Genomic DNA, 22,604 nt, shown 5'->3' with positions numbered 1-22,604 from the left:
CCCGTGGCGGAAGCCGCCGCTCCGGCCGCTGAAGCCGCGCCGGCGCCGGCCGCAGCCGAGGCTGCGCCTGCCGCGGCGCCGGCTGCTCCGGCACAGACCGTCGACAAGGGCGACACCGGCTGGATGATGGTGTCCGCCATCCTGGTGCTGCTGATGATCCTGCCGGGGCTGGCGCTGTTCTACGGCGGCCTGGTCCGCCAGAAGAACATGCTGTCGATGCTCATGCAGACGGCCACCGTCTGCGTGATCGGCATGATCGCCTGGGTAACCTACGGCTACAGCCTGGCCTTCACGGACGGCGGCGGCCTCGACACCTTCGTCGGCGGCGCGGGACGCCTGTTCCTCAAGGACGTGACACCCGCTTCCAACGCGGCGACGTTCTCCACCGGCATCTACATTCCGGAACTGGCCTTCATCGCCTTCCAGATGACCTTCGCCGCCATCACCGCCTGCCTGGTGTTGGGCGGGGTCGCCGAGCGGATGAAGTTCGGCGCCGTGGTGATCTTCGCGGTCCTGTGGCCGCTGCTGTCCTACTATCCGATGGCGCACATGGTCTGGTGGTGGCCGGGTCCGGACGCCATCGCGACGGCTCCGACCGCGCCGGTGAAATCCGGCCTGCTCTGGGGCTGGGGCGCGCTGGACTTCGCGGGCGGCACCGTGGTGCACATCAACGCGGGCGTCGCCGCCCTGATGGGCGCCCTGATCCTGGGCCCCCGCAAGGGCTATCGTTCCGAGCCGATGCAGCCGCACTCCCTGACCCTGACCCTGGTGGGCGCCGGCCTGCTGTGGGTGGGCTGGTTCGGCTTCAACGCCGGCTCCAACCTGGAAGCCAACGGCTACGCGGCCCTGGCCGTCGTCAACACCTTCATCGCCACCGCCGCGGCGGGCTTCTCCTGGGCGATGACCGAGTGGGTGACGCGGAAGAAGGCCTCGCTGCTCGGCATGGCCTCGGGCCTGGTCGCCGGCCTGGTGGCCGTCACCCCCGCCGCCGGCTTCGCCGGCCCGATGGGCGCCCTGGTCCTGGGCCTGATCGTCTCTCCGATCTGCGTCTTCTTCTGCTCGTTCGTGAAGAACGCCCTGAAGTACGACGACAGCCTGGACGCCTTCGGCATCCACGCGGTCGGCGGCATCGTCGGCGCGCTGGGCACCGGGATCCTGGTGGCCGCTTCGCTGGGCGGCGCGGGCATCGTGGACTACACGACCTGCGCGGCGGACGGAGACATCTCAACCTGCGACGCCCTGGCCAGCTACACCATGGCGGGTCAGTTCATCACGCAGCTGAAGGCTGTGGCGGTGGCGGTCGTCTGGTCGGCGGTGGCCTCCAGCATCGTCTTCTTCATCATCAAGTACACCGTCGGCCTGCGGTCTTCGCCGGAAGCCGAGGAAGAGGGCCTGGATATCGTCGAGCACGGCGAACGGGCCTACCACTCTTAGAGCCTTCCCGGGCCGGGTGGTCTCCACCCGGACCCGGGCCGGAAGGCTCGCCAAACCGCACTAGGACGCGCTGTGCGCGTCCGGGGCTCTTGGGGGAGAGGGCGTCCGGCTTCCGGGCCGGGCGTCAGTGGGGTGGTGAACGGGGGTCCTTTGGGGCCCCCGTTTTCGTTGGAGCCTATTATTCCCAGGGCCCGCCCAGCCGGCAGCGCCGGACCCACCAGTGAGGCGCCATGGCCTCGATCCGCTCGGCCAGGGTCTCGGCGGCGAGGTCATCGGCGCAGAGGGCGAAGCAGGTGCCGCCGGAACCAGAGACGCGGGCCAGCAAGACCTCGGGTTCTTCGCGCAGCGTCGCCAGGACCGTGCCCACCTGGGGCGCCACCGCGATGGCCGGCGTCTCGAGGTCATTGCCCAGGCCCGCCAGCCAGGCGGCGACCTCTTCCGGGCTCTCGAAAGCCTGGGGCAGCGACGGCCGGGTCACGTCACCGAAGGCGCGGGACGTGTCCAGGGCGCGATAGACGGCCGGTGTCGAGACCGCGATCCCTGGGTTCACCAGCACCGCCGGCAGCGCCGGCAGGCCCGGGGCGGGCGACAGACGCTCCCCCCTGCCCTCCGCGATCACCGGGCGACCCCACAGACAGGCGGCACCGTCGGCGCCCAGGCTGGCGGCCACCTTCTCCAGCCGCGCGTCGTCGATCTGCGGCGCGAAGACGTCGCGGATCAGGCGCAGCGCAGCCCCGGCGTCGCTGGAGCCGCCGCCCAAACCGCTGGCCACCGGCAGCTGCTTGTCGAGCGCCATCTTGAACTCGGCCATCGGGCGCCCCAGCTCGGCCACGAACGCTCGCACGGCCCGGAAGATCAGATTGTCGGCCTCCGACCCCAGTCCCTTCGCGAAGGGACCGCTGACGGTCAGGCTCCCCTCGCCCAACTCCATGGCCACGCGGTCGCCGATATCGGCGAAGACCATCAGGCTGCAGACGGGATGGTAGCCGTCGGCCGCCGGCGCGCCGACGTGGAGGAAGAGGTTGACCTTCGCCGGCGCGAGGCGACTGCGTCCCGCGAAAGTGGATGCCGGTTTTGCGATCAGGACGCACTCCAAGCAAGAGAGCGGCCATTCGGGCGAATGGCCGTGGCCGGCATTACTGCCCGGCGAGCCTCGGCTGCGGGCCTAGGCCCGTGGCCAGCTTCTTCTCGGCGTCGGCCTTGATCTTGTCGTCCGGCTTCAGCGTCAGGACGCGGCGCCACTGGAACCCTGCCTCGTCCTTGCGCCCAACCATCCAGTAGGCGTCGCCCAGGTGGTTGTTGATCTCGGGGTCGCCGGCTTCGAGCTCGACCGCCTGTTCCAGCACCTCGACGGCCTTCTTATAGTCGCCCAGCCGGAAGTGCGCCCAGCCCAGGCTATCGACGACGGCGCCCGAGCGGGGATTGGCGGCGACCGCCTTCTCCACCATGCCCATCGCCTCTTCCAGCCGCTCACCGCGATCGATCCAGGCATAGCCCAGGTAGTTCAGCAGCTCGGGCTCTTCCGGCCGCAGCTTCAGCGCCTGGACCAGGTCGGCCTCGGCCTCCTTCCAGTGGCCCGAGCGTTCATAGGCCTGGCCGCGGGCGTAGTAGAGCTGCCAGTCGGGCGTCTTGGCCTCGGCGATGAGGCCGTTCAGGATCTCGATCGCCTCGGGATACTGTTCGTTCGCGCGCAGCAGGTCCGAAAGGGTAGTCCGGGCTTCGGGGTCGCCGGTGGCGGCGCCCGTCCGGGCCAGCTTCATGGCGCCTTCCTTGTCGCCGGCGCTCTGATAGCTCCACGCCAGCTTGGCCTGGGCGGCGGGGAATTCGGCCGAGTTGGGCCTCGGCTTGGAATAGGCGACGCGTGCGCCCTCGACGTCGCCGTTCTGCTGCAGGAGGTCGCCCAGCATCAGCCAGGCGTCGTTGCGCTGAGGGTCCAGCAGCAGGGCCATCCGCAAGTAGCCCTGGCCGACGGTTTCCTGCTTGGCGCTGATCATGGTCGCGGCCGGCGCGAGCAGGGCGAACGCGGCGCCCTCCTTGATCGTCGGCATGGCCGGCGCCGACTTTCCGGACGCGGCGCGGGCCCGCGCCGCCTTCAGGCCGAGGTTGGAGGGATTCCGCTTCAGCGCCGCGTCATAGAGCGCGAGGGCCTCGGGCCGCCGGCCACGGCGTTCCAGGAACGCCCCGTAGGCCGTCACGGCGATCTCGCTCGGGTTTTCGCTGGCCGTCACGGCCTTGAAGTCGGTCTCGGCCTCGTCGTAGCGCCGGGCGCGCTCGAAAAGGTGCGCCTGGCCGATCTGTCCGAAGTAGTCCACGCCGGCGTCGCCGCGCAGTTGCGGCCGCACCAGCGAACCCTCCGCGTCCCCGGCTGCGGCGGCGACCCAGGGCCCCAAGAGGGCGGCGGCCGCGCGATGCGGGAAGCCGATGCCGTCGGCGCCGAGTTCCGCCTTTGCGACCTTGCCCTTGCCGTCGTTTAAGGCCGCGACGACCTTGACCAGACGGCCCATGCGCTTGCTGGGTTCCGAAGCCGTCGGTCCGTCCGGCGCCAGAAGCGCCGCCTTTTGGATATCGCCGGCCGCCAGGGCCGCGTCGAAGGCGCGTCCCGTCACCGCCGGATCGTCGCCGCTTTGGCTGCGGGCCAGTTCGAGGAATCGCGCGGCGTCGCCGTTGCGTCCTTCCTGCAGGGCCGCGCTGCCGGCAAGGAACATGCCGTAGGCGCTGTCGGCGGCCGCAGGCGCGCCCAGGGGCTGTTCCTCAGTTTGCTGACGGGTGGCGCAGCCGCCCAGCACGATCACGGGGGCGGCGAAGGCGAGCAGCAGGGTACGACGCATGGCTAGACTCTGGGCGCGCGGAGGCTCCGCCGCAAGCGCGCTGTCGTCACAGGCGAATGCGGCGACTACATGTTCGGATAGTTCGGCCCGTCCCCGCCCTGCGGCGTCGTCCAGTCGATGTTCTGCGACGGATCCTTGATGTCGCAGGTCTTGCAGTGGACGCAGTTCTGGAAGTTGATCTGGAACTTCGGGTTCTGACCCTGCTCGTCGTACAGCACCTCGTAGACGCCGGCCGGACAGTAGAGCCGAGCAGGCTCGCCGTACTTGGGCAGGTTCACCGAGATCGGGATCGATGGATCCCGCAGATGCAGGTGCGCCGGCTGGCTCTCGTCGTGGTTGGTGCTCGACAGGAAGACGCTGGACAGCTTGTCGAAGCTCAGCACGCCGTCGGGCTTCGGATAGACGATCGGCTTGTAGTCCTTGGCGTTCCCGGTGGCCTCGGCGTCGCTCTTGCCGTGGTGCAAGGTGCCGAAGAACGAGAAGCCGCCGAACAGCTGTGCCGTCCACATGTCGAACATGCCGAGGAAGCCGCCCAGCTTGGTGCCGAACTTCGAAAGGATCGGCTTCGCGTTGCGGACCTTGTACAGCTCCTTCTTCAGCCAGGAGCCGTCGAAGGCCGTCTTGTAGGCGACCAGCTCGTCGCCCTGCCGGCCGGCCTGGAGCGCCTCATAGGCGGCCTCGGCGGCCATGATGCCCGACTTGATCGCGGCGTGGCTGCCCTTGATGCGGGGCACGTTGACGAAGCCCGCGCTGTCGCCCAGCAGGACGCCGCCCGGGAAGTAGAGTTTGGGGATCGACTGCAGGCCGCCCTCGCTGATGGCGCGCGCGCCATATGCGATGCGCTTGCCGCCCTCGAGATGCTTGGCCACCTCGGGGTGGTGCTTGAACCGCTGGAACTCGTCGAAGGGCGACAGCCAAGGGTTCTTGTAGCCAAGGTGCACGACGTAGCCGACGGCCACCAGGTTGTCGCCGAAGTGGTACATGAAGCTGCCGCCGCCGGACTTGTCGTCCAACGGCCAGCCCGTGGTGTGGGTGGCGAGGCCGGGCTGGAAAACCGCGTCGGGGACCTGCCACAGCTCCTTGATGCCGATGCCGTATTTCTCGACGTCGGCGCCCTTGTTCAGGTCGTACTTCCGACGCAGCACCTTGGCGAGCGAGCCGCGGACACCTTCGCCGATGAAGACGTACTTGCCGCGCAGTTCCATGCCGGGTTCGTAGTTCGGGCCCGGCTTGCCGTCCTTGCCGAGGCCGAACTCGCCCGCAACGACGCCGACCAGGGTGTCGCCATCGAAGACCGGCGCGGAGGCGGCCATGCCCGGATAGATCTCGACGCCCAGCGCCTCGGCCTGACCGGCCAGCCAGCGGCAGACGTTGCCCAGCGAGGCGATGTAGTTGCCGTGGTTGTTCATGTAGGGCGGCATCGCCCACATCGGCAGCGAAATGCTCCCCTGCGGGCCCAGCAGAATGAATTCGTCCTTGGTGACCGGGGTCTCCAGCGGAGCGCCCAGCTCTTTCCAGTTGGGGAGCAGTTCGGAGATTCCCTTGGGATCGATCACGGCGCCCGACAGGATGTGCGCGCCCACCTCGGCGCCCTTTTCCAGGACCGCCACGGTGACGTCGGCGTTGAGCTGCTTCAGCCGGATCGCGGCCGCCAGACCCGAGGGGCCGGCGCCGACGATGACGACGTCGTATTCCATGGCCTCGCGCTGGATGGCTTCCTGGCCGACGTCTTCGCTCATCGTGATCCCCTTCGGTCCGTCACCGGTCAGCCCCCGCCGCCCGATGCTCGCGTTATGGGGTCTTATCGGGAGGTCACGCCCGGTGGGTCAAGCGCGAACGCGTCGCGCGAGCATCAGCGGCGGCCGGCGTCGACCACGAGCTTCACCTGCGAGCCCGGTCGCAGGGGCTCGCCAGGCTCCAACGCATTGAGCATCAGGAATCGCCCCAGGCGGTCGCCGCCCGAGGACATGCGCCGAGCCATGCTCTCGGCCGTGTCCCCCGGCTTCACCTCGATCACGGCGATGCGGCTGCCCGCCGAGGCGCCCCCGGTCTCGCGATCCGACAGGCGGCGGAACGAGTCGAACATCGGGTCGAACGCGCCCGCCTGCCCCGCCGGCGTCATGGCGATGAAGCTGTAGGCCGCGTCGCCGCCCGCGGCGTAGGCCACCACCGTCAGGTCCACCGGCTCTCCGCCCGAGGTCGCCCGGGCCGGAAGGATCACCGCCGTCAACCCGTTGATGCGGGTCCGCTGCGCCTGCCCCATTTCATGGCGGCCGCTCTTCACGACGGTCTGCATGAGTTGCCGCGCGTAGCCTTCGAGCTGGGTCTCGGTGGCCCGGCCCGCCGAGAACTCGGCCAGGGTCAGTCGCGGCCCCGTGATCTGCACCGCGTCAGGCTGGCGCGCGATCTGGAACCCTCGCGGCGCATCGAAACGGATGCCCAGCTGCGGCTGGACGTAGCTGCCCCCCTCCACATAGCCGTGCGTCCCCCCGCCCTCGCCGTAGGGCAAGCCATCCAGCGAGGCCATCAGGCTTCCCTCGTCGACGATCAGACCCTCCTGCGCGGGGCTCTTGGCCGCAAGCGCCGAGGCGCGCTTGATCCGGTCTGTGGTCAGGGGATGGGTGCTCATCCAGGGCGCCACGCTGCGCTCGGACTGGCCGGTCTCGCGCGCCGTGAACTCGCCTTCGCGCTGCAGGTCGTCCAGCACGCGCGTCAGCCCCTCCGGCGCATAGCCGGCCGCCGGCAGGTAGGTGAGCGCCAGGCTGTCGGCCTCATACTCCTGGTTCCGCGAATAGCCGAGGGCGCCAAGTTTCGCGACGCGGCCAGCGACCTTGCCCGCGAAGTTCGACTTCGTGGCCGCCCCGATCAGCACCGCGGCCAGGCTGCCCATCGCCTCGGTGTTCTGCTGACGGATGGCATGGTTGGCGGCCACATGCCCAAGCTCATGGCCAAGCACGGCCGCCAGCTCGGCCTCGGAGTTCACGAGGCCGAGCAGGCCGCGGGTAATGTAGACGTAGCACCCCGGGGGAGCGGTGAAGGCGTTGACGACCTCGGAATCCACCACCGTGAAGACGCAGGGCTGGCGCATGCCGGCGGCCTGGGCCATCCGCTCACCGATCCGCTGTACGTAGTCCGCCTGGGGCCCGAGATAGGTCCCGCCAAGTTCGGCGATCATCTCGCGATGCTCGCGGGCGGGCTGAGCCGCCGCTGAGGATGCGGCGAGCACGCCGGCGGCCGCAAGCCAGGCGAACCTCCTCATGGCGACCGCGATCTCCCCATTCCGGGCTGACAAGCCCGCTCCGACGCGCCAAGAGTGACGCAAGCCTCACCGGGAGTGAACCCAGGGAATGTCGGCCGCCGCCGAACCCTTCGACGCCGCCGTCGCCGAAAGCCTGCTCGCCTTCTGGGCGGATGCGGGCGTCGACGCCATGCTGCTGGACGAGGCCGTCGACCGGATCGAGGCCGGTAAGATCATGCCGCCGGTCCGCCCGGCCGCGCCGACCGTCGCGCTGGCCCCGCCCCCGGCCGCCCGCGCGCTCGGCGGGGCGCAAGCCGACTTCGGTCCCGCCATGGCGCAGGCCCGCGCGCTGGCGGCCGCGGCGGAAGATCTCGACGCCCTCGTCTCGGCGATCGCGACGTTCGAAGGCTGCCCCCTGCGCTTCGAGGGCGCGGCCACCAAGGCGGTCGTCTATCGCGGCGATCCCAAGGCGCCCCTGCTGGTGATCGGCGAAGGCCCCGGCGCCGACGAGGACGCCCGCGGCGAGCCGTTCGTGGGCCGGGCGGGCAAGCTGCTCGACCGGATGCTGGCCGCGGGCGGCCTGACCGACAGGGTACTGATCACCAACACCGTCTTTTGGCGCCCGCCCGGCAACCGCACGCCCACGCCCGCCGAACAGGCCATCTGCGCACCCTTCCTGGAGCGCATCATCCAACTCGTGCAGCCGAGAATGCTGTTATTGGCCGGCGGCGCCTCGGCGAAGTCGGTGCTGAAGCGCGAGGAAGGGATTCTCTCCCTGCGCGGCCGCTGGTTCGAGTGGCGCTCGGAGGACGGCTCGATCGAACTTCCGGCGATGCCGACACTTCATCCGGCCTTCCTCCTGCGCCAGCCCGGCGCGAAAAAAAGGGCGTGGAGCGATCTTCTGATGCTCACGGAAAGGCTTGATCGTCCGGAAAGGCCCCTCTAGCGTCCCGGACTTGGGACTCGGAAAAAAGGGGTTGGCGTTCAACAGGCGTTAGTCCTGTCACGCCAAAAAGACCTCATGACGCTCAAAAAGCGCCTGCGCGTCGGGGTATTGTCCCTCGTCGCCGCCGCCTCGGTTGCCAGCGTTGCTGCCGCCGAATCGTCGAAGGCCCTCACCGACACCGACGCGCGTGCCTACGCCGCAGCCTTCCAGGCCGTGGAACAGGGTGACTTCGTGGGCGCCCAGCTCGAGGCCGCCGCGATCCATGATAAATCGCTCGACGGCTACCTTTCGTTCCGTGCGCTGATGCATCCCAGCGCGCACAAGGCCAGTTTCGAGGAACTGTCGGGCTGGCTGGCCAAGTTCCGCGACCTGCCGCTGGCCGACCGCGTCTTCTCCTTGGCCGCCAAGCGCCGCCCTGCCGACGCCGTGCCGCTGCCCACGCCCGAAGTGGCGCTGGTCGACACCACGCGCAGCGAGATCACCCGCCCGGCCCGCGAAGCCTTCTATTCCGGCGACGCCCGCGCCGCGTTCGAGCTGGCCGTGAACGTCGGCGAACGCTGGATCGCCGGCCTCGCCGCCTGGCGCCTGCAGGACTACGGCCAGGCCCACGACTATTTCGCGCAGGTAGCCCGCGACGAAGAGAGCGACCCCTGGATGCGCGCCGCCGGCGCCTACTGGGCCGCTCGCTCGGCCGTGGCGTTGGGCGACACCGCCACCGCCAACGCCTTCCTGCGCTTGGCCGCCCAGGCTCCGCAGACCTTCTACGGCATGATCGCCGAGCGCCAGGTCCAGATGACGATGGCCAGCGCCAACACAGGCCAGTTCATCCCCGCCTCCTTCCGGGCGCCCGAGCCGCCGAAGGTCAACCTGCTCCAGCGCGACCCGCGCGCTCACCGCGCGGCCGCCCTGGCCCAGATCGGCCGCCTCGACGAGGCCCGGCAGGAGCTGCGCGCCGGCTTGGCGCTCGCTCGCAACGGCGATGACCGCAAGGCCTGGTCGGCCATGCTCGCCGACCTTGGCCCCGCCCCCTCCTCCGGCCTGCAAAAGCCACAGTATCTGAGCCTGGGCGACTACCAGGCCCCGCCGCTCGAGCCCAAGTACGGCTTCACGGTCGACAAGGCGCTGGTCTACGCCATCGTGCGCCAGGAAAGCGGCTTCAATCCAATGGCCGTCTCGCCCGTGGGCGCCATGGGCCTGATGCAGCTCATGCCCGCCTCGGCGGCGCTGGCCACCGGAGACAACATCTATCGCAAGCGCCCGAAGGTGCTGTTCAACGCCGCCACCAATCTGCGGGCCGGCCAGGATTACCTGGGCTACCTGATGGATCGCGGCGTCGGCGGCGACATCCTGCACGTGGTGGCCGCTTACAACGCCGGCCCCGGCGCCGTGCTGAAGACCACCGCCATGGTGGGCCAGGACGACCCCCTGCTGACCATCGAGTGCCTGCCGGCGCTCGAGACCCGCAACTACGTCGAGAAGGTCATGGCGGCCTACTGGACCTATAAGCGGATGTTCGGCGAGGAAACCCGCACCCTGGACGCCCTGGCCGGCGGCGCGCGTCACATCGACGTGCGGCTGGACCGGCTACCCGATGCGCCGAGCCCGCAGCCCCAGATCGCGGCGGAGCCGCTGCAGGTCGGCGCCGCGGCGACCCTGCAGACGGCCGCGTTCGAGTAGCACGCCAAAGGGCCGGCGGCCGAACAGGCCCGCGTCCGAGAAGCCTGACACCACCGCCGGCTCCGCTCCCCGCGCGAGGTGGCCCCCGATCGCCTTGATCCAGCCGTCGCGCAGACGGAAGTCGCCCGGCAGGATCATCAACTGGTCGGCGCGAGCCCCCTGCGCGGCCGCCTCCAGAGTCGGATGGGCCTCGGCGCCCATGTCCTCGCAGAGGTGGTCGATGCCCGCCTGGCCGTCGGCCGCCACGATCAGCACCTGACGCACCAGGCCGTCGACCGCGCCCGCGGTGAGCTGAGCTAGCAGGGTCGGCAGGCCGTCCGCCTGCACGCGCGCGTCGATGATCACCGAAAGCATCCGTCCGACAGATCGTGCTTCCCCTGGTGGCGTCAAGGGTTCTTGTTTTGTTCTGCGCAAGACAATAGAGTCGCGGAGTGTCTTCCGGCTTCACCTCCCAGATCCCCAGACCGCCCGGGCCCCGCGGGCGCGGCGCGCGCTCGAACGCCAGCGGTCGCTATGAGGCGCAGCAACGGGAGACCTTCGACGACGGGTGGACGACGGAGGATCCGGAGCCCGAGCAGATCGAAACCTCGCTCAGCGCCGAGAAGGCCAGGGTCATCATCAGCCGCAATGACAGCCCCGACGTCGGCTTCTCGGCTTCGATCAATCCCTATCGCGGCTGCGAACACGGCTGCATCTACTGCTACGCCCGCCCGGCCCACGCCTACATGGGCTTGTCGCCGGGCCTCGACTTCGAATCCAAGCTGTTCTTCAAGCCGGAGGCGGCGCGGCTGCTGGAGAAGGAGCTGTCGAACGCCCGCTATGTACCGGAGCTGATCCATATCGGCGGCAACACGGATCCGTATCAACCGCAGGAGCGGAAGCTGCGGATCACCCGGGGCGTCATCGAGGTGCTGGTCCGCTTCCGGCATCCCTTCTCGGTGATCACCAAGTCGGCGCTGATCGTCCGCGATCTCGACCTGCTGGCCGAGGCGGCGGCCCAGAACCTCACCCGCGTCGCGATCTCGATCACCAGTCTGGACCGCAAGCTGGCGCGCTCGATGGAGCCGCGCGCCGCCACGCCCGAGAAGCGCATCGACGCCGTGCGTCGGCTGACGGGCGCCGGCGTGCCGGTGACGGTGATGTTCGCCCCGTGCATCCCGGGCCTGAACGACCATGAGATGGAGGCAGTCTTGGAGGGAGCGGCCCAGGCCGGCGCGTCGGGGGCGGGCTATGTAGCCCTGCGCCTGCCGATGGAAATCAAGGACCTGTTCCGCGAGTGGCTGGAAACCGACCACCCCGACCGCGCGCGGCGGGTGATGTCGCTGGTCCGCCAGATGCGCGGCGGCAAGGACTACGACGCCCAGTGGGGCAGCCGGATGAAGGGCGAAGGCCCCCTCGCCGCCCTTATGTCTACCCGCTTCGCCGCGGCGAAGAAGCGCTACGGCCTGGACCAGGGCTGGGGCAGCCTCGACGCCACCCGCTTCCGTGTCCCGCCCCACCCGGGCGGGCAGCTGGACCTGTTCGAGGCGGACTAACGCGTGCTGCGACGGTCGGTGAGCATGGGACGGGGCGCCGACTGCGGCGTCGAGCCAGTGGACCGCGGGTCGGACAGGCCGCCGTGGGCCGCCGGCACATAGGGCGGGCGACCGCTCTTCATCGGATAGGTCATGACTGTTGCAGCCTCAGTTTCTCGACACAGGCGCGCAGCAGGACGGTGCGGTCCATGGAAAGGTTGGGTTCGCGGAGTTCGGCCAGGGCGCCTTCGAGCGGCCAGCCGACGTGGCGCACGCCCAGCCGCCAAATCTCGGCGCGGATCTCGGCGTCGGCGGCCGCGGGTTTGAAGATCATCGATAGCAAGTTCATTCGCGCCTCCTGCCCGGCGCATCGCCATGCGACATGGCGCTGGGGAAATGTCCGAAGGCGGAACACTTATCACGCGCTCGCTTAAATCATCCCATCAATTCATCGATATGGATCGCAGCGAGAGGTAGTATTTTCCCAAATCTGATTTTCTGCGATTATTACTGCCTATACCGATTGTAATTCAGCGGTTAACACCGATATCAATATTGAACTTCGCCCACCACGCTCGATGTCGAGCGCTTGGGCCGCGTTCGCTGGAGCTATGGATGTTCGTCGCATCGGTCCTCTGCGTGCTGTTGGTGGCGGCGATTCCGCTCGCCCTCTCGCTCTTCGGCTTGCGGCGACGTTGATGAGCGAGCCCCAATCCGTCGAGGTGATGACCCGCGAGAACGCCTACCTCAAGGCGCGGATCGCCCAACTGCAGGCCGACGTCGCCGACATCTCGGCGGAGGTCGATCGCCTGCGCCAGGAGCGCGAGCGTCTGCATGGTCGCCGCCAGGCCCGCGCGCCCAACCCGCTGGGCAGCGGCCAGTGAACACATTGGCGATGATCGGCCTCGTGGCGCCCATGATCGTGCTGCTGGCTGCGCTGTTGATCAACCGGATGCGCGGCGGCTAGCGCCGAAACACCCCCACCAACTCCACATGTGCCGACCAGAGGAACTGGTCCACCGGCAGGACGCGCTCGAGCGTGAAGCCAGCGTCGAGCAAGGTGCGCGCGTCCCGGGCGAAGGTCGCGGGGTTGCAGGAGACCCCGATCACCTTCGACACGTTCGACGCGGCCAGTTCGGCCGTCTGCTCGGCGGCGCCGGCACGGGGCGGGTCGAAGACCGCGACGTCGACGTGCTTGAGCTCCTGCGCCAGCACCGGGCGGCGGACCAGGTCGCGGCTCTCGGCGGTGACGCCCTTAAGCCCGGGCGCCGACGCCAGTGCCGCCGTCAGGGCCGCGACGGTTCCAGGTCCGAAGTCGGCGGCGTAGACCGGCGCAATCTCGGCCAGCCGGAAGGTGAAGGTTCCCACACCACAGTAGAGGTCGGCGATACGGCTCGCGCCCGCCGCCGCATCGGCGACGAAGGCCGTCATGGCCGCCTCCGCGCCCGGCGTGGCCTGTAGGAATGAGCCTGGCGGCAGGGCCACCCGCGCCGGCCCCAGCCGCACCTGGGGCATGCGGGCCATGTAGGCCATCTCGCCCGCCAGGGTGACACGCGCGATGTCGGCCTCCGCGGCCCGCTCGGCGAGCTGCATGCGAGCGTCGGGGGACAGGCCGCCGCTCTTGGCCTCGACGCCGGTGATGTCGATGTCGAGCCCGGTGTCGGTGAGGGTCACGTGCAGCGTCGGCGCCGACTTCGGATGCTCGAACAGCGGCGCGGCCAGGCGCTTCAGCGCGGGCAGCGCGGCCTGGATATGCGGATCGGCGATCGGGCAGACGGCGATGTCCACGAGGTCCCAGGACTTGCGCGCCTTGTAGCCCAAGCGCGCGGCCTCGCCGCTTCCCTTGCGCGCGTGTAGCGCCACGCGGCGGCGCGTACCGGGCTGGGCGGCGAAGGGCGTCAGGATCTCGGTCTCGATGTGCTGGCGCGCGAGTGTGCCGACCAGGCGCTCGACCTTCCACGCCAGGTAGGGCGCATGGTCCCAGTGCTGGAGGGCGCAGCCGCCGCAGGCGAAGAAGTGCGGACAGACCGGCTCGATCCGCTGGGCGCTGGGTTCCAGCACCTCCAGCAGTTCGCGGCGCTCGCCCGAACCCTGGGCGCGCACGCGTTCGCCCGGCAGGGTGAACGGCACGAAGATCGGGCCGGCGGCCACGCCGTCGCCCTCCCCGCCCACGCTGTCGATGACCAATTCGATCGGCGGGCCAGGGGGCGGACGCGGATCGGGGCGGCTTTGCGGACGGCGCTTCGGGTACCTCATGCGAGGCTCCAGGCGGCCGGTTTGGTTAAGCCAAAATGAACGAACATGAACGAGATTCTCAACGGCCGTTCAGGTTCGCGGCCGCATCTTGCCGGCAAGCGTCGCCGTAGCGCGACCGAGAGCATCGAGATCGAGGGAATACGAATGTCCACGCAGGTCACCATCGCCAAGGCCGCAGCCGCCGCGCTCGCCGGCGTGATCGCGCTGGGCGCATGCGCTCCGGCGCTGGCCCAGTCGCCGGGTCCGTACACCACCCGGACCACGACCGGCTACTACTACGACGCCTGCAAGCGCGACCAGACCCAGCGCGGCACCCTGGGAGCCGTGCTCGGCGGCGGCGCCGGCGCGGTGATCGGCTCCAACGCGGCGGCGCGCAACGCCCGGACCGAAGGCGCTCTGCTGGGCGGCCTCCTGGGAGCCGTGGTCGGCGGCGTGGTCGGCAACAAGAGCGCCGCCTGCACCTCGCCCGGCAATTACTACACGAACGACGCGCCGCCCCCGCCGCCGGCGGCCTCGACCGACCGGTACTACGACCGCGACGCCTACGCCGACTCGGCGGCCGCTCAGGCTCGCGAGGACGCGTGGCGCGACGACCGTGCGGCCGACCGCTATCGCGCCGCCGAACGGCCGCCCGAGCCCGACGGCTGCACCCTGGCCGAGAGCCCGATCTATATGCCCGACGGCCGCACCCAGACTCGCTTCGTGCGCGTCTGCCGCGATGCGAACGGCAAGTACGCCGTCGTCGACTGACACAAGCTCCAAGTCGAGTGTCGCCTTGGCCGCCCTTCGGGGCGGCCTTTTCTTTGACTACGGCTTCGTCGCCCAGAGCAGGAATTCGCGATTGCCGTCGCCGCCCGCGATCGGGCTGTCAGCGGTTTCGCGGACCGTCCAACCCGAAGCGCCCAAGAAGGCCTTCACAGCTTCCAGCGCATCCAGCTGCGCCGCGTGGTCGGTGACGACGCCGCCCTTCCCGACCTTCGCTGGCCCCACTTCGAACTGCGGCTTCACGAGCGCGATCAGGTCGGCGCCGACGCGCGCCAAGGCCAAGGCGGCCGGTACCGCCTTGGCGAGCGAGATGAAGCTGACGTCGGTGACCACCAATCCGGGCGGCTCAGGGATCAGCGCCGCCGTCAGGTCGCGCGCGTCGACGGCCTCCAGGCTGACCGCACGCGGATCGGCCGCGACCCTTGGATGAAGCTGACCGCGGCCGACGTCGACGGCGTAGACCCGCGCCGCGCCGCGCGCCAGGCAGACCTCGGTGAAGCCGCCGGTCGAGGCGCCTACGTCAAGCACCACGCGACCCTCGACGGCCACCGGCCACAAATCCAGCGCGTGGACCAGCTTCAGCGCGCCGCGGCCGACCCAGGGATGGGCCGCCACCGCTTCGACCACGGCATCGTCGGCGATCAGCTCCGAGGCCTTGGTCACAGGCCGCCCGTCCGCCGTGACACCGCCCGCCTCGATGGCCGCGCGGGCCTTCGCGCGACTCTCGAAGAGGCCGCGCGTCACCAGCAGCAGGTCGGCCCTGGTCTTCAGGCGCTCTCTTCCGTGAAGAGCTTCTTCAGTTCGCTCTTCAGGATCTTGCCGTTCGGGTTTCGAGGCAGGGTCTCGTGCCAGAACTTCACCTGGACGGGCACCTTGAAGGCGGCAAGCCGCTCGGCGACATGGGCCCGCAGCTCGGCCTCGGTCGCTTCGGCGCCGGGCTTGAGGGTCACCACCGCGGCGGGCTCCTCGCCCAGGATGCGATGCGGCTTGGCCACCACCGCGGCGTCCATCACGGCGGGATGGTCATAGAGGACGTTCTCGACCTCGACGCAGTAGATGTTCTCACCGCCGCGGATGAGCATGTCCTTGGCCCGGTCGATGATGAAGCAGAAGCCTTCCTCGTCCAACCGCGCCAGGTCGCCGGTGCGGACCCAGCCGTCGACGAAGGTCTGGGCCGTCGGCTCGGGCTTGTTCCAATAGAGCTTGGCGTTCATCGGGCCCTTGGACCACAGCTCGCCCACGCTGCCCGCCGGAAGGACCGTGACGCCGTCGGCGGGATCGCGGATCTGCAGCTCGGCGACGGCCGCGGCCGGGCCGCAGCTGTCGGGGCGGTTCTGGTAGTCCTCGGCCGCGTTCGACGTGACGGTCGCGCAGGTCTCGGTCATGCCCCAGCCCTGGCCCGGCTGCGACTTCGGGAACACTTCCTTCAAGCGGCGCACCAGCTCCGGCGCGGAGGGGGCGCCGCCGTAGGACACGCCTTCCAGGGACGACAGGTCGTAGTTGGCGCGCGCGGGGTGTTCGATGAGCTGCCAGGCGATCGTCGGCACGCCGCCCGCCGAGGACACCTTCTCGCGCTCGATCAGCTCGAAGGCGCGGATGGGCTCCCACTTGAACATCAGCACCAGCTTGCCGCCGGTCGCCAGGGTGGGGTTCAGCACGGCGAAGCAACCGGTGACGTGGAAGAACGGCACCGACAGCAGGGCTGCGCGCTGCGGGGCGTCCGGATCGGGAGCCGGCGGCTGTTCGCCCTTGCGGAGAAACGCCCGGGCGCCGGCCGCGCCGGCCGTGAAGATGTTGCAGTTGACCGCGCGGTTGGTGGCGAGGGCGCCCTTGGGCCGTCCCGTCGTACCCGAGGTGTAGAAGATCGTGGCGTCGTCGTCGGTGTGGATGTCCACCTCGGGGAACGCGTCGTCGGGCAGAGCCGCCCAGGCGTCGGCCGCGCCCAGAACGTCCTCGAGCTTGCTGACGTAGGGGTGGGCGATCTCGTCGACCGAACGGCTGACGTAGACCCGCTTCAGCTCGGGGCAGTTGGCGAAGTGTTCGGCCAGTCGGTCGTAGCGCTCGATGTCCATCACCGCGACCTTGGTCCCGGAATCGGTGAGGCCGTATTCCAGCTCGGGGCCCGTCCACCAGGCGTTCAGCGGGGTGACGATCGCGCCCAGCACGGCTGCCCCGTAGAAGGCCACCACCCATTCCGGCAGGTTGCGCATGATGACCGCGACGCGGTCGCCCTTCTCGACGCCCTGCGCCTGCAGCTCGCGCGCGAACTTCGCGACGGCGCGGTGGAAGGCGTCATAGGTCACGCGCTCGTCTTCGTAGACGAGGAACACCTTGTCGCCGTGCAGCTTCGACATCTCGGCGACGGCGCGCAGGGTCGGCGGCTGGTTCTTCCAGACCTTCAGTTTCACGCCACGGATCGTCTCCTCGACGATCTCGGTCGGCAGGCCGGGTTGGCCCAGTATCGCATGAGCCTGCTGGATCGACATGGCAGGCCAACCGGGCGGCAGAACGGCCTCGGACATCTAACGCTTCTCCCTATGGCGCGCCCGGATCCCCGCCCGGGCGTCGCTCAAGTGAACAAGCATAACCTAGCGTCAGAGGCAAACTTGTCCCGCCGTTATCCGGCCGCGCCGAAGAGCCGCATCACGTCGGTGCGGAACGCGCCCATGCTGCCGGGCCGGCTGTAGAACATGTGGCCGCCCGGGTAGAGCGCCAGCGTCGTACGTGCGGCGCCCGCCTCGCGGGGCATCTGGTCGATGATCAGGCGGGAAGCGAAGAACGGGCACGACAGGTCGCCGTAGCCGTGGGCGATCAGCACCTTCAGCTTCGGGTCCGCCGCCAAGGCCTGGCGCAGGTCCTCCACCGACTCGGCCTGGCTGCGGTTGGCCCAGTTGTCGTTGACGCTGTCGGACAGCGCCTCGTAGCGGCCGTCGACCTTCCAGCCGACGATGCGGGTGGTGAAGTCGACCATGGCGGTCGTGGTCGAGGCCACGATGGAGTCGAGGATCGGGTCCCCTGCCCGCCGGCTCTGCGCCCATGGGAAGGGATCGTAGGCGGTGACGTTGGCGTCGTAGATCGAGGCGATCCGGCCCTGGTCGCGATAGAGCTCGCGCAGGAAGGTCTGGGTGTCGATCCGTCCGCCCATGCGCCGCACCAGCGCGGGGTCGAGGCCCGTGTAGCGGGTCACGCGCTCGACGATCCGGTTGACGGCCGCGGGGTCGGATTGCCCCTTCAGCATGTCCGTAACGAACTCGCCTCGGGCATAGGCCTCGACCTCGGCCAGGGTCTCCGGGGTGAGCGGCTTGCCTTCGCGCTCGTACTTGGCGGCGGCCATCGACGGCAGCGTGATCATGTAGGACAGCGGAGACAGGTCGGTGTGGCCGCGGGCGCGATAGTCGATCACCGGCGAGACCATGACGATGCCCGCGGGCGCGACGCCGATCTCCCGCTGCAGATAGTGACCGATGGCCGGCGCACGCAGGCCGCCGTAGCTCTCGCCCACCACGTACTTCGGCGAAGCCATCCGCTGGTTCTTGAGCAGCCAGTCGTAAACGACGCGGCTGAGGTAGGCGATGTCCTCCTTCACCCCGAAGAACCGCTTCTTGGTCTCGTCCATCGGGAGCAGCGAGCGCGAGAAGCCGGTGCCGACCGGATCGATGAACACCAGGTCGCTGAAGTCGAGCCAGGTGGCCGAATTGTCGACCAGGGTCGGCGGATCGGACGGGCTGTCGCCCTGGGCGCCGAACTGCAGGCGCTTGGGCCCGATCGCCCCCAGGTTCAGGTAGACCGACGCCGCGCCCGGGCCGCCGTTGAAGGCGAAAGTGATCGGACGGCTGGGGTTCTTCGGGCCGTCCAGGATGAAGGAGGTGAAGACCACCTCGGCGATCTTCTTGCCCTTCTCGTCGCGCACCGGGATCACGCCGACGGTGGCGGTGTAGTTCAGCGTCTTGCCGGCCACGCGGGTGACCTGCTTGACCGACGCGTCGGCCGGGAACGGCGGAAGGTCGATCTTGTCCTTGGGCAGGTCCAGCTTCGCCGGGTCGGCCTTGTCCTGCGCGAACGCCGGAACAGCCGCGCCGACCCCCGCGGCCAGCGCCGCCGTCAGAACCATACGCCGATGCATGTAAAACCACCCCGAAACGATGAAGCGGCGAAGCTAGGGCCTGTTCGGGGTGGCGTCGAGATGGGCCTCAGCGAGCGCCGAACACCTGCATCACGTCGCTGCGGAACGAGGCCTGGCTGGCGGGGCGGCTGTAGAACATGTGGCCGCCGGGGTAGAGCGCCAGCTTCACGCGGTTCGGGTCGCCGCTGATCGGCATCTGGTCGATCACCAGGCGCGAGATGAAGTAGGGGCAGCTCAGGTCGTCGTAGCCGTGGACGATGAGCACCTTCATCTTGGGGTCGGCGGCCACCGCCTGCCGCAGGTCGGTGGTCGCGCTGGTGAGCTCGACACCCTTCTCCCAGTTCTCGCCCACCTCGTCGGACAGGGCGTTGTAGCGGGCCTCGACCTTCCAGCCGACCACGCGCGTGGTGAAATCGACCATGGCGCTGGTGGTGGGCGCGATGATGGCGTCCAGGATCGGGTCGCCGCGCCGGCCGGTCGGCGACCAGGGGAAGGGATCGTCCTGGGTGACGTTGCTGTCGTACCAGCTGCCGATCCGGCCTTCCTTGCGATAGAGCTCGCGCAAGTAGGCGCGGCTGTCGATCCGCCCACCTGAGACGGCGACGAACTCTCGCGGCAGGCCCGTGTAGGCCGTGACCCGCTCGACGATGCGCGCGACCGCGGCGGGATCTCGCCGCCCCTTCATCAGATCGGTCATGAACTCGCCGCGGGCATAGGCCTCCACGTCGGCCATGAGCTCAGGCGACAACGCCTTGCCTTGGCGCTCGTAGTTCGAGGCGGCCATCGACGGCAGCGTGGACACCCAGGGCATGGGCGAGAAGTCGGGGGAGAGATCGACCGGCGGCTCCAGATAGGGCGAGACCAGCACCACGCCATTCACCCCGACGCCCAGCTTGGTCTGCAGATAGTAGGTGATCTTGGGGCCGCGGAAGCCGCCGTAGCTCTCGCCCGTCACGTACTTGGGCGAGGCCATGCGGCCGTACTTGAGCAGCCAGTCGTAGACGATCCGCGAGAGGTACTGGATGTCGGCGTCGATGCCGTAGAACCGCTTCTTGGTCTCCTCCTTGTCGACCAGCGAACGGGAGAAGCCCGTGCCCACGGGATCGATGAACACCATGTCGGTGAAATCGAGCCACGTCCCCGGATTGTCGACCAGCTCCGCGGAATCCGACGGACTGTCGCCCTGGGCGCCGAACTGCACCCGCTTGGGGCCGATCGCGCCCAGGTTCAGATAGACCGAGGCGGCGCCGGGCCCGCCGTTGAAGGCGAAGGTCACCGGGCGCTTGGCGTCGCGCGGCGCGTCAAGGACGTAGGCGGTGAACACAACCTCCGCGATAACCTTGCCCTTCTCGTCGCGCACGGGCAGCCCGCCGACGGTGGCGGTGTAGGTAAGCGTCTTCCCTGCGATGCGCGTGGTCTGCTTCACCGAGGCCGGCTCAGGGAATTTCGGCAGGTCGATCTTGTCCTTGGGCAGGTCGAGCTTGGGCGGATCGGCCTTGCCAGCCTCTTCGGCCAGGGCCGGCGCAGCCGCCAGCCCGAGCCCGGCGGCCAGCGCCGAGATCACCATTCGCCTGTGCATGTGTAGGCCCCCAGAGTCGGACAAGCCGGCAGGCTAGTGCGCCGCCCCCGCTCACGCCAGACCGCTAGGTCGCGCCTCACACTGCCAGTTTGAGAATCGTTCGCAAGAACTTGCTCGGCCCATGCCGTGCAGCTAAGACCCGTTTCTGCGACTTATTCGCATTATCAGATCCAGGAGTTCTGCGTGCGCCGCCGTTTGCTGTCCCTCGTCTCTCCCCTCACCCTCCTCGCCGCGGCGCCGGCCCTCGCCGACGAGGCCGACGGCGCGGCGGGCGCTCCCACCTACTTGGAAGGCGTCGAGGTGCAGGGCGAGCTGGTGCGGACGGCCGTCGGCGGCAAGAGCGACGCCGCGATCATCGACACACCCCAGGTGATCAGCGTGGTGACCAACGCCCAATTCACCGAGCGCGGCGCCCAGAGCCTGCAGGAGACACTGCGCTACACCGCCGGCGTCTCGGCCGAGGCCTACGGCAACGACGGCCGCGCCGATTACAGCATGGTGCGCGGCGTGGAGGCGCCGATCTATCTCGACGGCCTGCGCCAAACCTTCGGCTACTACATGCCGCGGACCGATATCCGCATGCTGGAGCAGGTGGAGGTGCTTAAAGGCCCCAGCGGCTCGCTGTATGGCGCGGGCGCAATAGGCGGCTTGATCAACCAGACGAGCAAGCGGCCGCAGTTCAAGCCGTCGGGCGAGCTCTCGGTCTCCTATGGCACGTTCGACCGGATCGAGGGCACGGCGGACTTCACCGGCCCGCTGAACGCGGCGGGCACGCTGGCGGGCCGCATCGTGGCGGTGGCGCGCAGCTCCGACACCCAGACGGACTATGTGTCGGACGACCGGTTCATGGTGGTCCCGTCCCTGACCTGGAAGCCGACCGAGGCCACGACGCTGACGCTGATCGGCCGCTATCAGAAGGACCAGGGCGGCACGATCTCGACCTTCGCCCCGTCGGCGGCGACCATCTTCGCCGAGCCCGGCCGACGGCTCCCCGCGTCGCGGTTCTTCAGCGAGCCCGATTGGGAGAAGTACGACACCCGCACCCTGGCGCTCAGCTTCCTGGCCGAGCACAGGGTCAGCGACGCGATCACCCTGCGAAGCAACAGCCGCTGGCTCGACGCCGACGTGAACTACCAGTCGATCTATCCGGACAGCTACACGGACCCCGCCAACCCGTTCATCGACCCCGACCGGCGGCTGCTGAACCGCTACACCTGGGCGATCTATCCCGAGATCCGGACCTTCGCGACCGACAACCACGCGCAGGCCAAATTCGCCACCGGCGCCGTGCGGCACGACGTCCTGGTGGGAGGCGATTATCAGCACTACCGCCAGAAGAGCGAGTTCGTGTCGGGCCTGACCACGCCGATCGACGCCTACGCGCCGGTCTATGGGAACTACACGATCCCCGACCGTCTCCCGAACGCCACCGAGCGCCAGAGCCAGGTGGGCTTCTACCTGCAGGACACCCTGACCTACGGCCCCTTCTCAGTTCTGCTGGGCGTGCGCCGCGACCGGACTAAGACCGCGGGCGTGGTGGACAAGGCCACCACCTACCGCGCGGCGGCCACCTATGCGCTGACGCCGACGCTCAAGCCGTACCTGAGCTATTCCGAGAGCTTCCTGCCACAGACCGGGACGACGTTCGCCGGCCAGCCCTTCAAGCCGACACGCGGCCGCCAGTGGGAGGCCGGCGTGAAATGGGAGGTGGCGCCCGGCAGCCTTCTGACCCTGGCGGCCTACGACATCAAGGAGCGCAACCGGCTGACCAACGACCCCGTCAATCCGTTCTTCTCGGTCCAGACCGGCGAGGCGCGGCTGAAAGGGGTGGAGGCCGAGGCTGCGACGCGGATCCAGGGGTTCGACCTCACCGCCGCGCTCACCTACATCGACACCGAGATCGCCAGGAGCAACACGCCCGCCGAGATCGGCCGCCGGCTGGAGGACGTGCCGGAGCAGCAGGCCTCGATGTTCCTGGCCCGTACTTTCCCGCTGACCGACGAGGTGAGCCTGCGGCTGGGCGGCGGCGTCCGCTATGTGGGCGGCAACGTCTCGGGCGACATCCGCACGCCCGGATACACCCTCGGTGACGCCTATGCGGCGGTCGGCTGGCGCGACTGGCTGTTCAGCCTCAACGCCGCCAACCTCACCGACAAACGCTACTACAGCACCTGCCTGGCGCGGGGAGACTGCTTCCTGGGCGTCCGGCGCACGGTCGTGGCGACCGTCCGGCGGCAGTTCTGA

General features: G+C 69.2%; 19 protein-coding genes. 7 read left to right on the top strand and 12 right to left on the bottom strand.

The window, feature by feature from the left end; translation table 11 throughout:
- Positions 1-1,434 (top strand): ammonium transporter (locus tag ACODSY_RS14650; protein ID WP_488952493.1); only part of this gene is annotated, 1,434 nt, incomplete at its 5' end.
- Between the two features lie 178 nt (positions 1,435-1,612).
- On the opposite strand, the gene ACODSY_RS14645 is transcribed toward ACODSY_RS14650, so the two are convergent.
- The 4 genes from ACODSY_RS14645 to ACODSY_RS14630 form a co-directional block, all read right to left on the bottom strand.
- Positions 1,613-2,530 carry a 4-(cytidine 5'-diphospho)-2-C-methyl-D-erythritol kinase gene (locus tag ACODSY_RS14645; protein WP_488952492.1) on the bottom strand — a complete coding sequence of 306 codons (918 nt, stop codon included), beginning with the start codon at positions 2,528-2,530 and terminating at the stop codon, positions 1,613-1,615.
- 40 nt (positions 2,531-2,570) lie between these two features.
- The gene (locus tag ACODSY_RS14640; RefSeq protein WP_488952491.1) at positions 2,571-4,262 is read right to left on the bottom strand and encodes a tetratricopeptide repeat protein; all 1,692 of its coding nucleotides are present in this window, start codon (positions 4,260-4,262) and stop codon (positions 2,571-2,573) included.
- Between the two features lie 65 nt (positions 4,263-4,327).
- A complete protein-coding gene (locus ACODSY_RS14635) occupies positions 4,328-6,001 on the bottom strand; it encodes an electron transfer flavoprotein-ubiquinone oxidoreductase (protein WP_488952490.1) in 1,674 nt (557 codons plus the stop codon).
- 113 nt (positions 6,002-6,114) lie between these two features.
- On the bottom strand, positions 6,115-7,521 hold the full coding sequence (locus ACODSY_RS14630) for a M48 family metalloprotease (protein ID WP_488952489.1): 1,407 nt from the start codon (positions 7,519-7,521) through the stop codon (positions 6,115-6,117).
- An 88-nt stretch (positions 7,522-7,609) separates the two neighbouring features.
- Between ACODSY_RS14630 and ACODSY_RS14625 the strand changes: the two genes are divergently transcribed.
- Together ACODSY_RS14625 and ACODSY_RS14620 are read left to right on the top strand one after the other, a co-directional pair.
- Entirely contained in the window at positions 7,610-8,446 is an 837-nt protein-coding gene (locus ACODSY_RS14625) for a uracil-DNA glycosylase (protein WP_488952488.1), read from the top strand.
- 75 nt (positions 8,447-8,521) lie between these two features.
- Positions 8,522-10,123 carry a lytic transglycosylase domain-containing protein gene (locus ACODSY_RS14620; protein WP_488952487.1) on the top strand — a complete coding sequence of 534 codons (1,602 nt, stop codon included), beginning with the start codon at positions 8,522-8,524 and terminating at the stop codon, positions 10,121-10,123.
- Here ACODSY_RS14620 and ACODSY_RS14615 read toward each other — a convergent pair.
- The gene (locus tag ACODSY_RS14615; protein ID WP_488952486.1) at positions 10,031-10,477 is read right to left on the bottom strand and encodes a hypothetical protein; all 447 of its coding nucleotides are present in this window, start codon (positions 10,475-10,477) and stop codon (positions 10,031-10,033) included. The two genes, ACODSY_RS14620 and ACODSY_RS14615, sit on opposite strands and share 93 nt — an antisense overlap.
- Before the next feature lie 77 nt (positions 10,478-10,554).
- On the opposite strand from ACODSY_RS14615, the gene ACODSY_RS14610 reads away from it, so the two are divergent.
- Positions 10,555-11,658, top strand: coding sequence for a PA0069 family radical SAM protein (locus tag ACODSY_RS14610; RefSeq protein ID WP_488952485.1), 1,104 nt, complete (start codon positions 10,555-10,557; stop codon positions 11,656-11,658).
- Here ACODSY_RS14610 and ACODSY_RS14605 read toward each other — a convergent pair.
- On the bottom strand, positions 11,655-11,792 hold the full coding sequence (locus ACODSY_RS14605; RefSeq protein ID WP_488952484.1) for a hypothetical protein: 138 nt from the start codon (positions 11,790-11,792) through the stop codon (positions 11,655-11,657). The two genes, ACODSY_RS14610 and ACODSY_RS14605, sit on opposite strands and share 4 nt — an antisense overlap.
- The gene (locus ACODSY_RS14600; protein WP_488952483.1) at positions 11,789-11,986 is read right to left on the bottom strand and encodes a hypothetical protein; all 198 of its coding nucleotides are present in this window, start codon (positions 11,984-11,986) and stop codon (positions 11,789-11,791) included. The genes ACODSY_RS14605 and ACODSY_RS14600 overlap by 4 nt, the downstream gene beginning before the upstream one ends.
- Before the next feature lie 349 nt (positions 11,987-12,335).
- Between ACODSY_RS14600 and ACODSY_RS14595 the strand changes: the two genes are divergently transcribed.
- Positions 12,336-12,521: a hypothetical protein gene (locus ACODSY_RS14595; protein ID WP_488952482.1), complete on the top strand. Its 186-nt coding sequence runs from the start codon at positions 12,336-12,338 to the stop codon at positions 12,519-12,521.
- A gap of 79 nt (positions 12,522-12,600) precedes the next feature.
- On the opposite strand, the gene ACODSY_RS14590 is transcribed toward ACODSY_RS14595, so the two are convergent.
- Positions 12,601-13,830 carry a class I SAM-dependent RNA methyltransferase gene (locus tag ACODSY_RS14590; RefSeq protein ID WP_488952499.1) on the bottom strand — a complete coding sequence of 410 codons (1,230 nt, stop codon included), beginning with the start codon at positions 13,828-13,830 and terminating at the stop codon, positions 12,601-12,603.
- Between the two features lie 108 nt (positions 13,831-13,938).
- Here ACODSY_RS14590 and ACODSY_RS14585 point away from each other — a divergent pair, with 108 nt between their 5' ends.
- Complete coding sequence (locus tag ACODSY_RS14585; protein WP_488952481.1) at positions 13,939-14,643, top strand: glycine zipper 2TM domain-containing protein; 705 nt, start codon at positions 13,939-13,941, stop codon at positions 14,641-14,643.
- Positions 14,644-14,700: 57 nt separating this feature from the next.
- Here the strand turns inward: ACODSY_RS14585 and ACODSY_RS14580 are convergent, their stop codons facing one another.
- The 4 genes from ACODSY_RS14580 to ACODSY_RS14565 all read right to left on the bottom strand — a co-directional run bounded on the left by ACODSY_RS14580 (position 14,701) and on the right by ACODSY_RS14565 (position 20,360).
- The gene (locus ACODSY_RS14580; protein ID WP_488952498.1) at positions 14,701-15,429 is read right to left on the bottom strand and encodes a TlyA family RNA methyltransferase; all 729 of its coding nucleotides are present in this window, start codon (positions 15,427-15,429) and stop codon (positions 14,701-14,703) included.
- Positions 15,426-17,180, bottom strand: coding sequence for a class I adenylate-forming enzyme family protein (locus ACODSY_RS14575; RefSeq protein WP_488952480.1), 1,755 nt, complete (start codon positions 17,178-17,180; stop codon positions 15,426-15,428). Before ACODSY_RS14575 ends, ACODSY_RS14580 begins: the two co-directional genes overlap by 4 nt.
- 95 nt (positions 17,181-17,275) lie before the next feature.
- The gene (locus ACODSY_RS14570) at positions 17,276-18,781 is read right to left on the bottom strand and encodes a S10 family peptidase (RefSeq protein WP_488952479.1); all 1,506 of its coding nucleotides are present in this window, start codon (positions 18,779-18,781) and stop codon (positions 17,276-17,278) included.
- 67 nt (positions 18,782-18,848) lie between these two features.
- A complete protein-coding gene (locus ACODSY_RS14565) occupies positions 18,849-20,360 on the bottom strand; it encodes a S10 family peptidase (RefSeq protein WP_488952478.1) in 1,512 nt (503 codons plus the stop codon).
- Between the two features lie 183 nt (positions 20,361-20,543).
- On the opposite strand from ACODSY_RS14565, the gene ACODSY_RS14560 reads away from it, so the two are divergent.
- Positions 20,544-22,604 carry a TonB-dependent siderophore receptor gene (locus tag ACODSY_RS14560; protein ID WP_488952477.1) on the top strand — a complete coding sequence of 687 codons (2,061 nt, stop codon included), beginning with the start codon at positions 20,544-20,546 and terminating at the stop codon, positions 22,602-22,604.

The sequence above is a fragment of the Phenylobacterium sp. FG114 genome (assembly GCF_057809855.1).
Note: the sequence above shows the minus strand (reverse complement) of the source record. Positions and strands in the feature narration are given on the sequence as shown.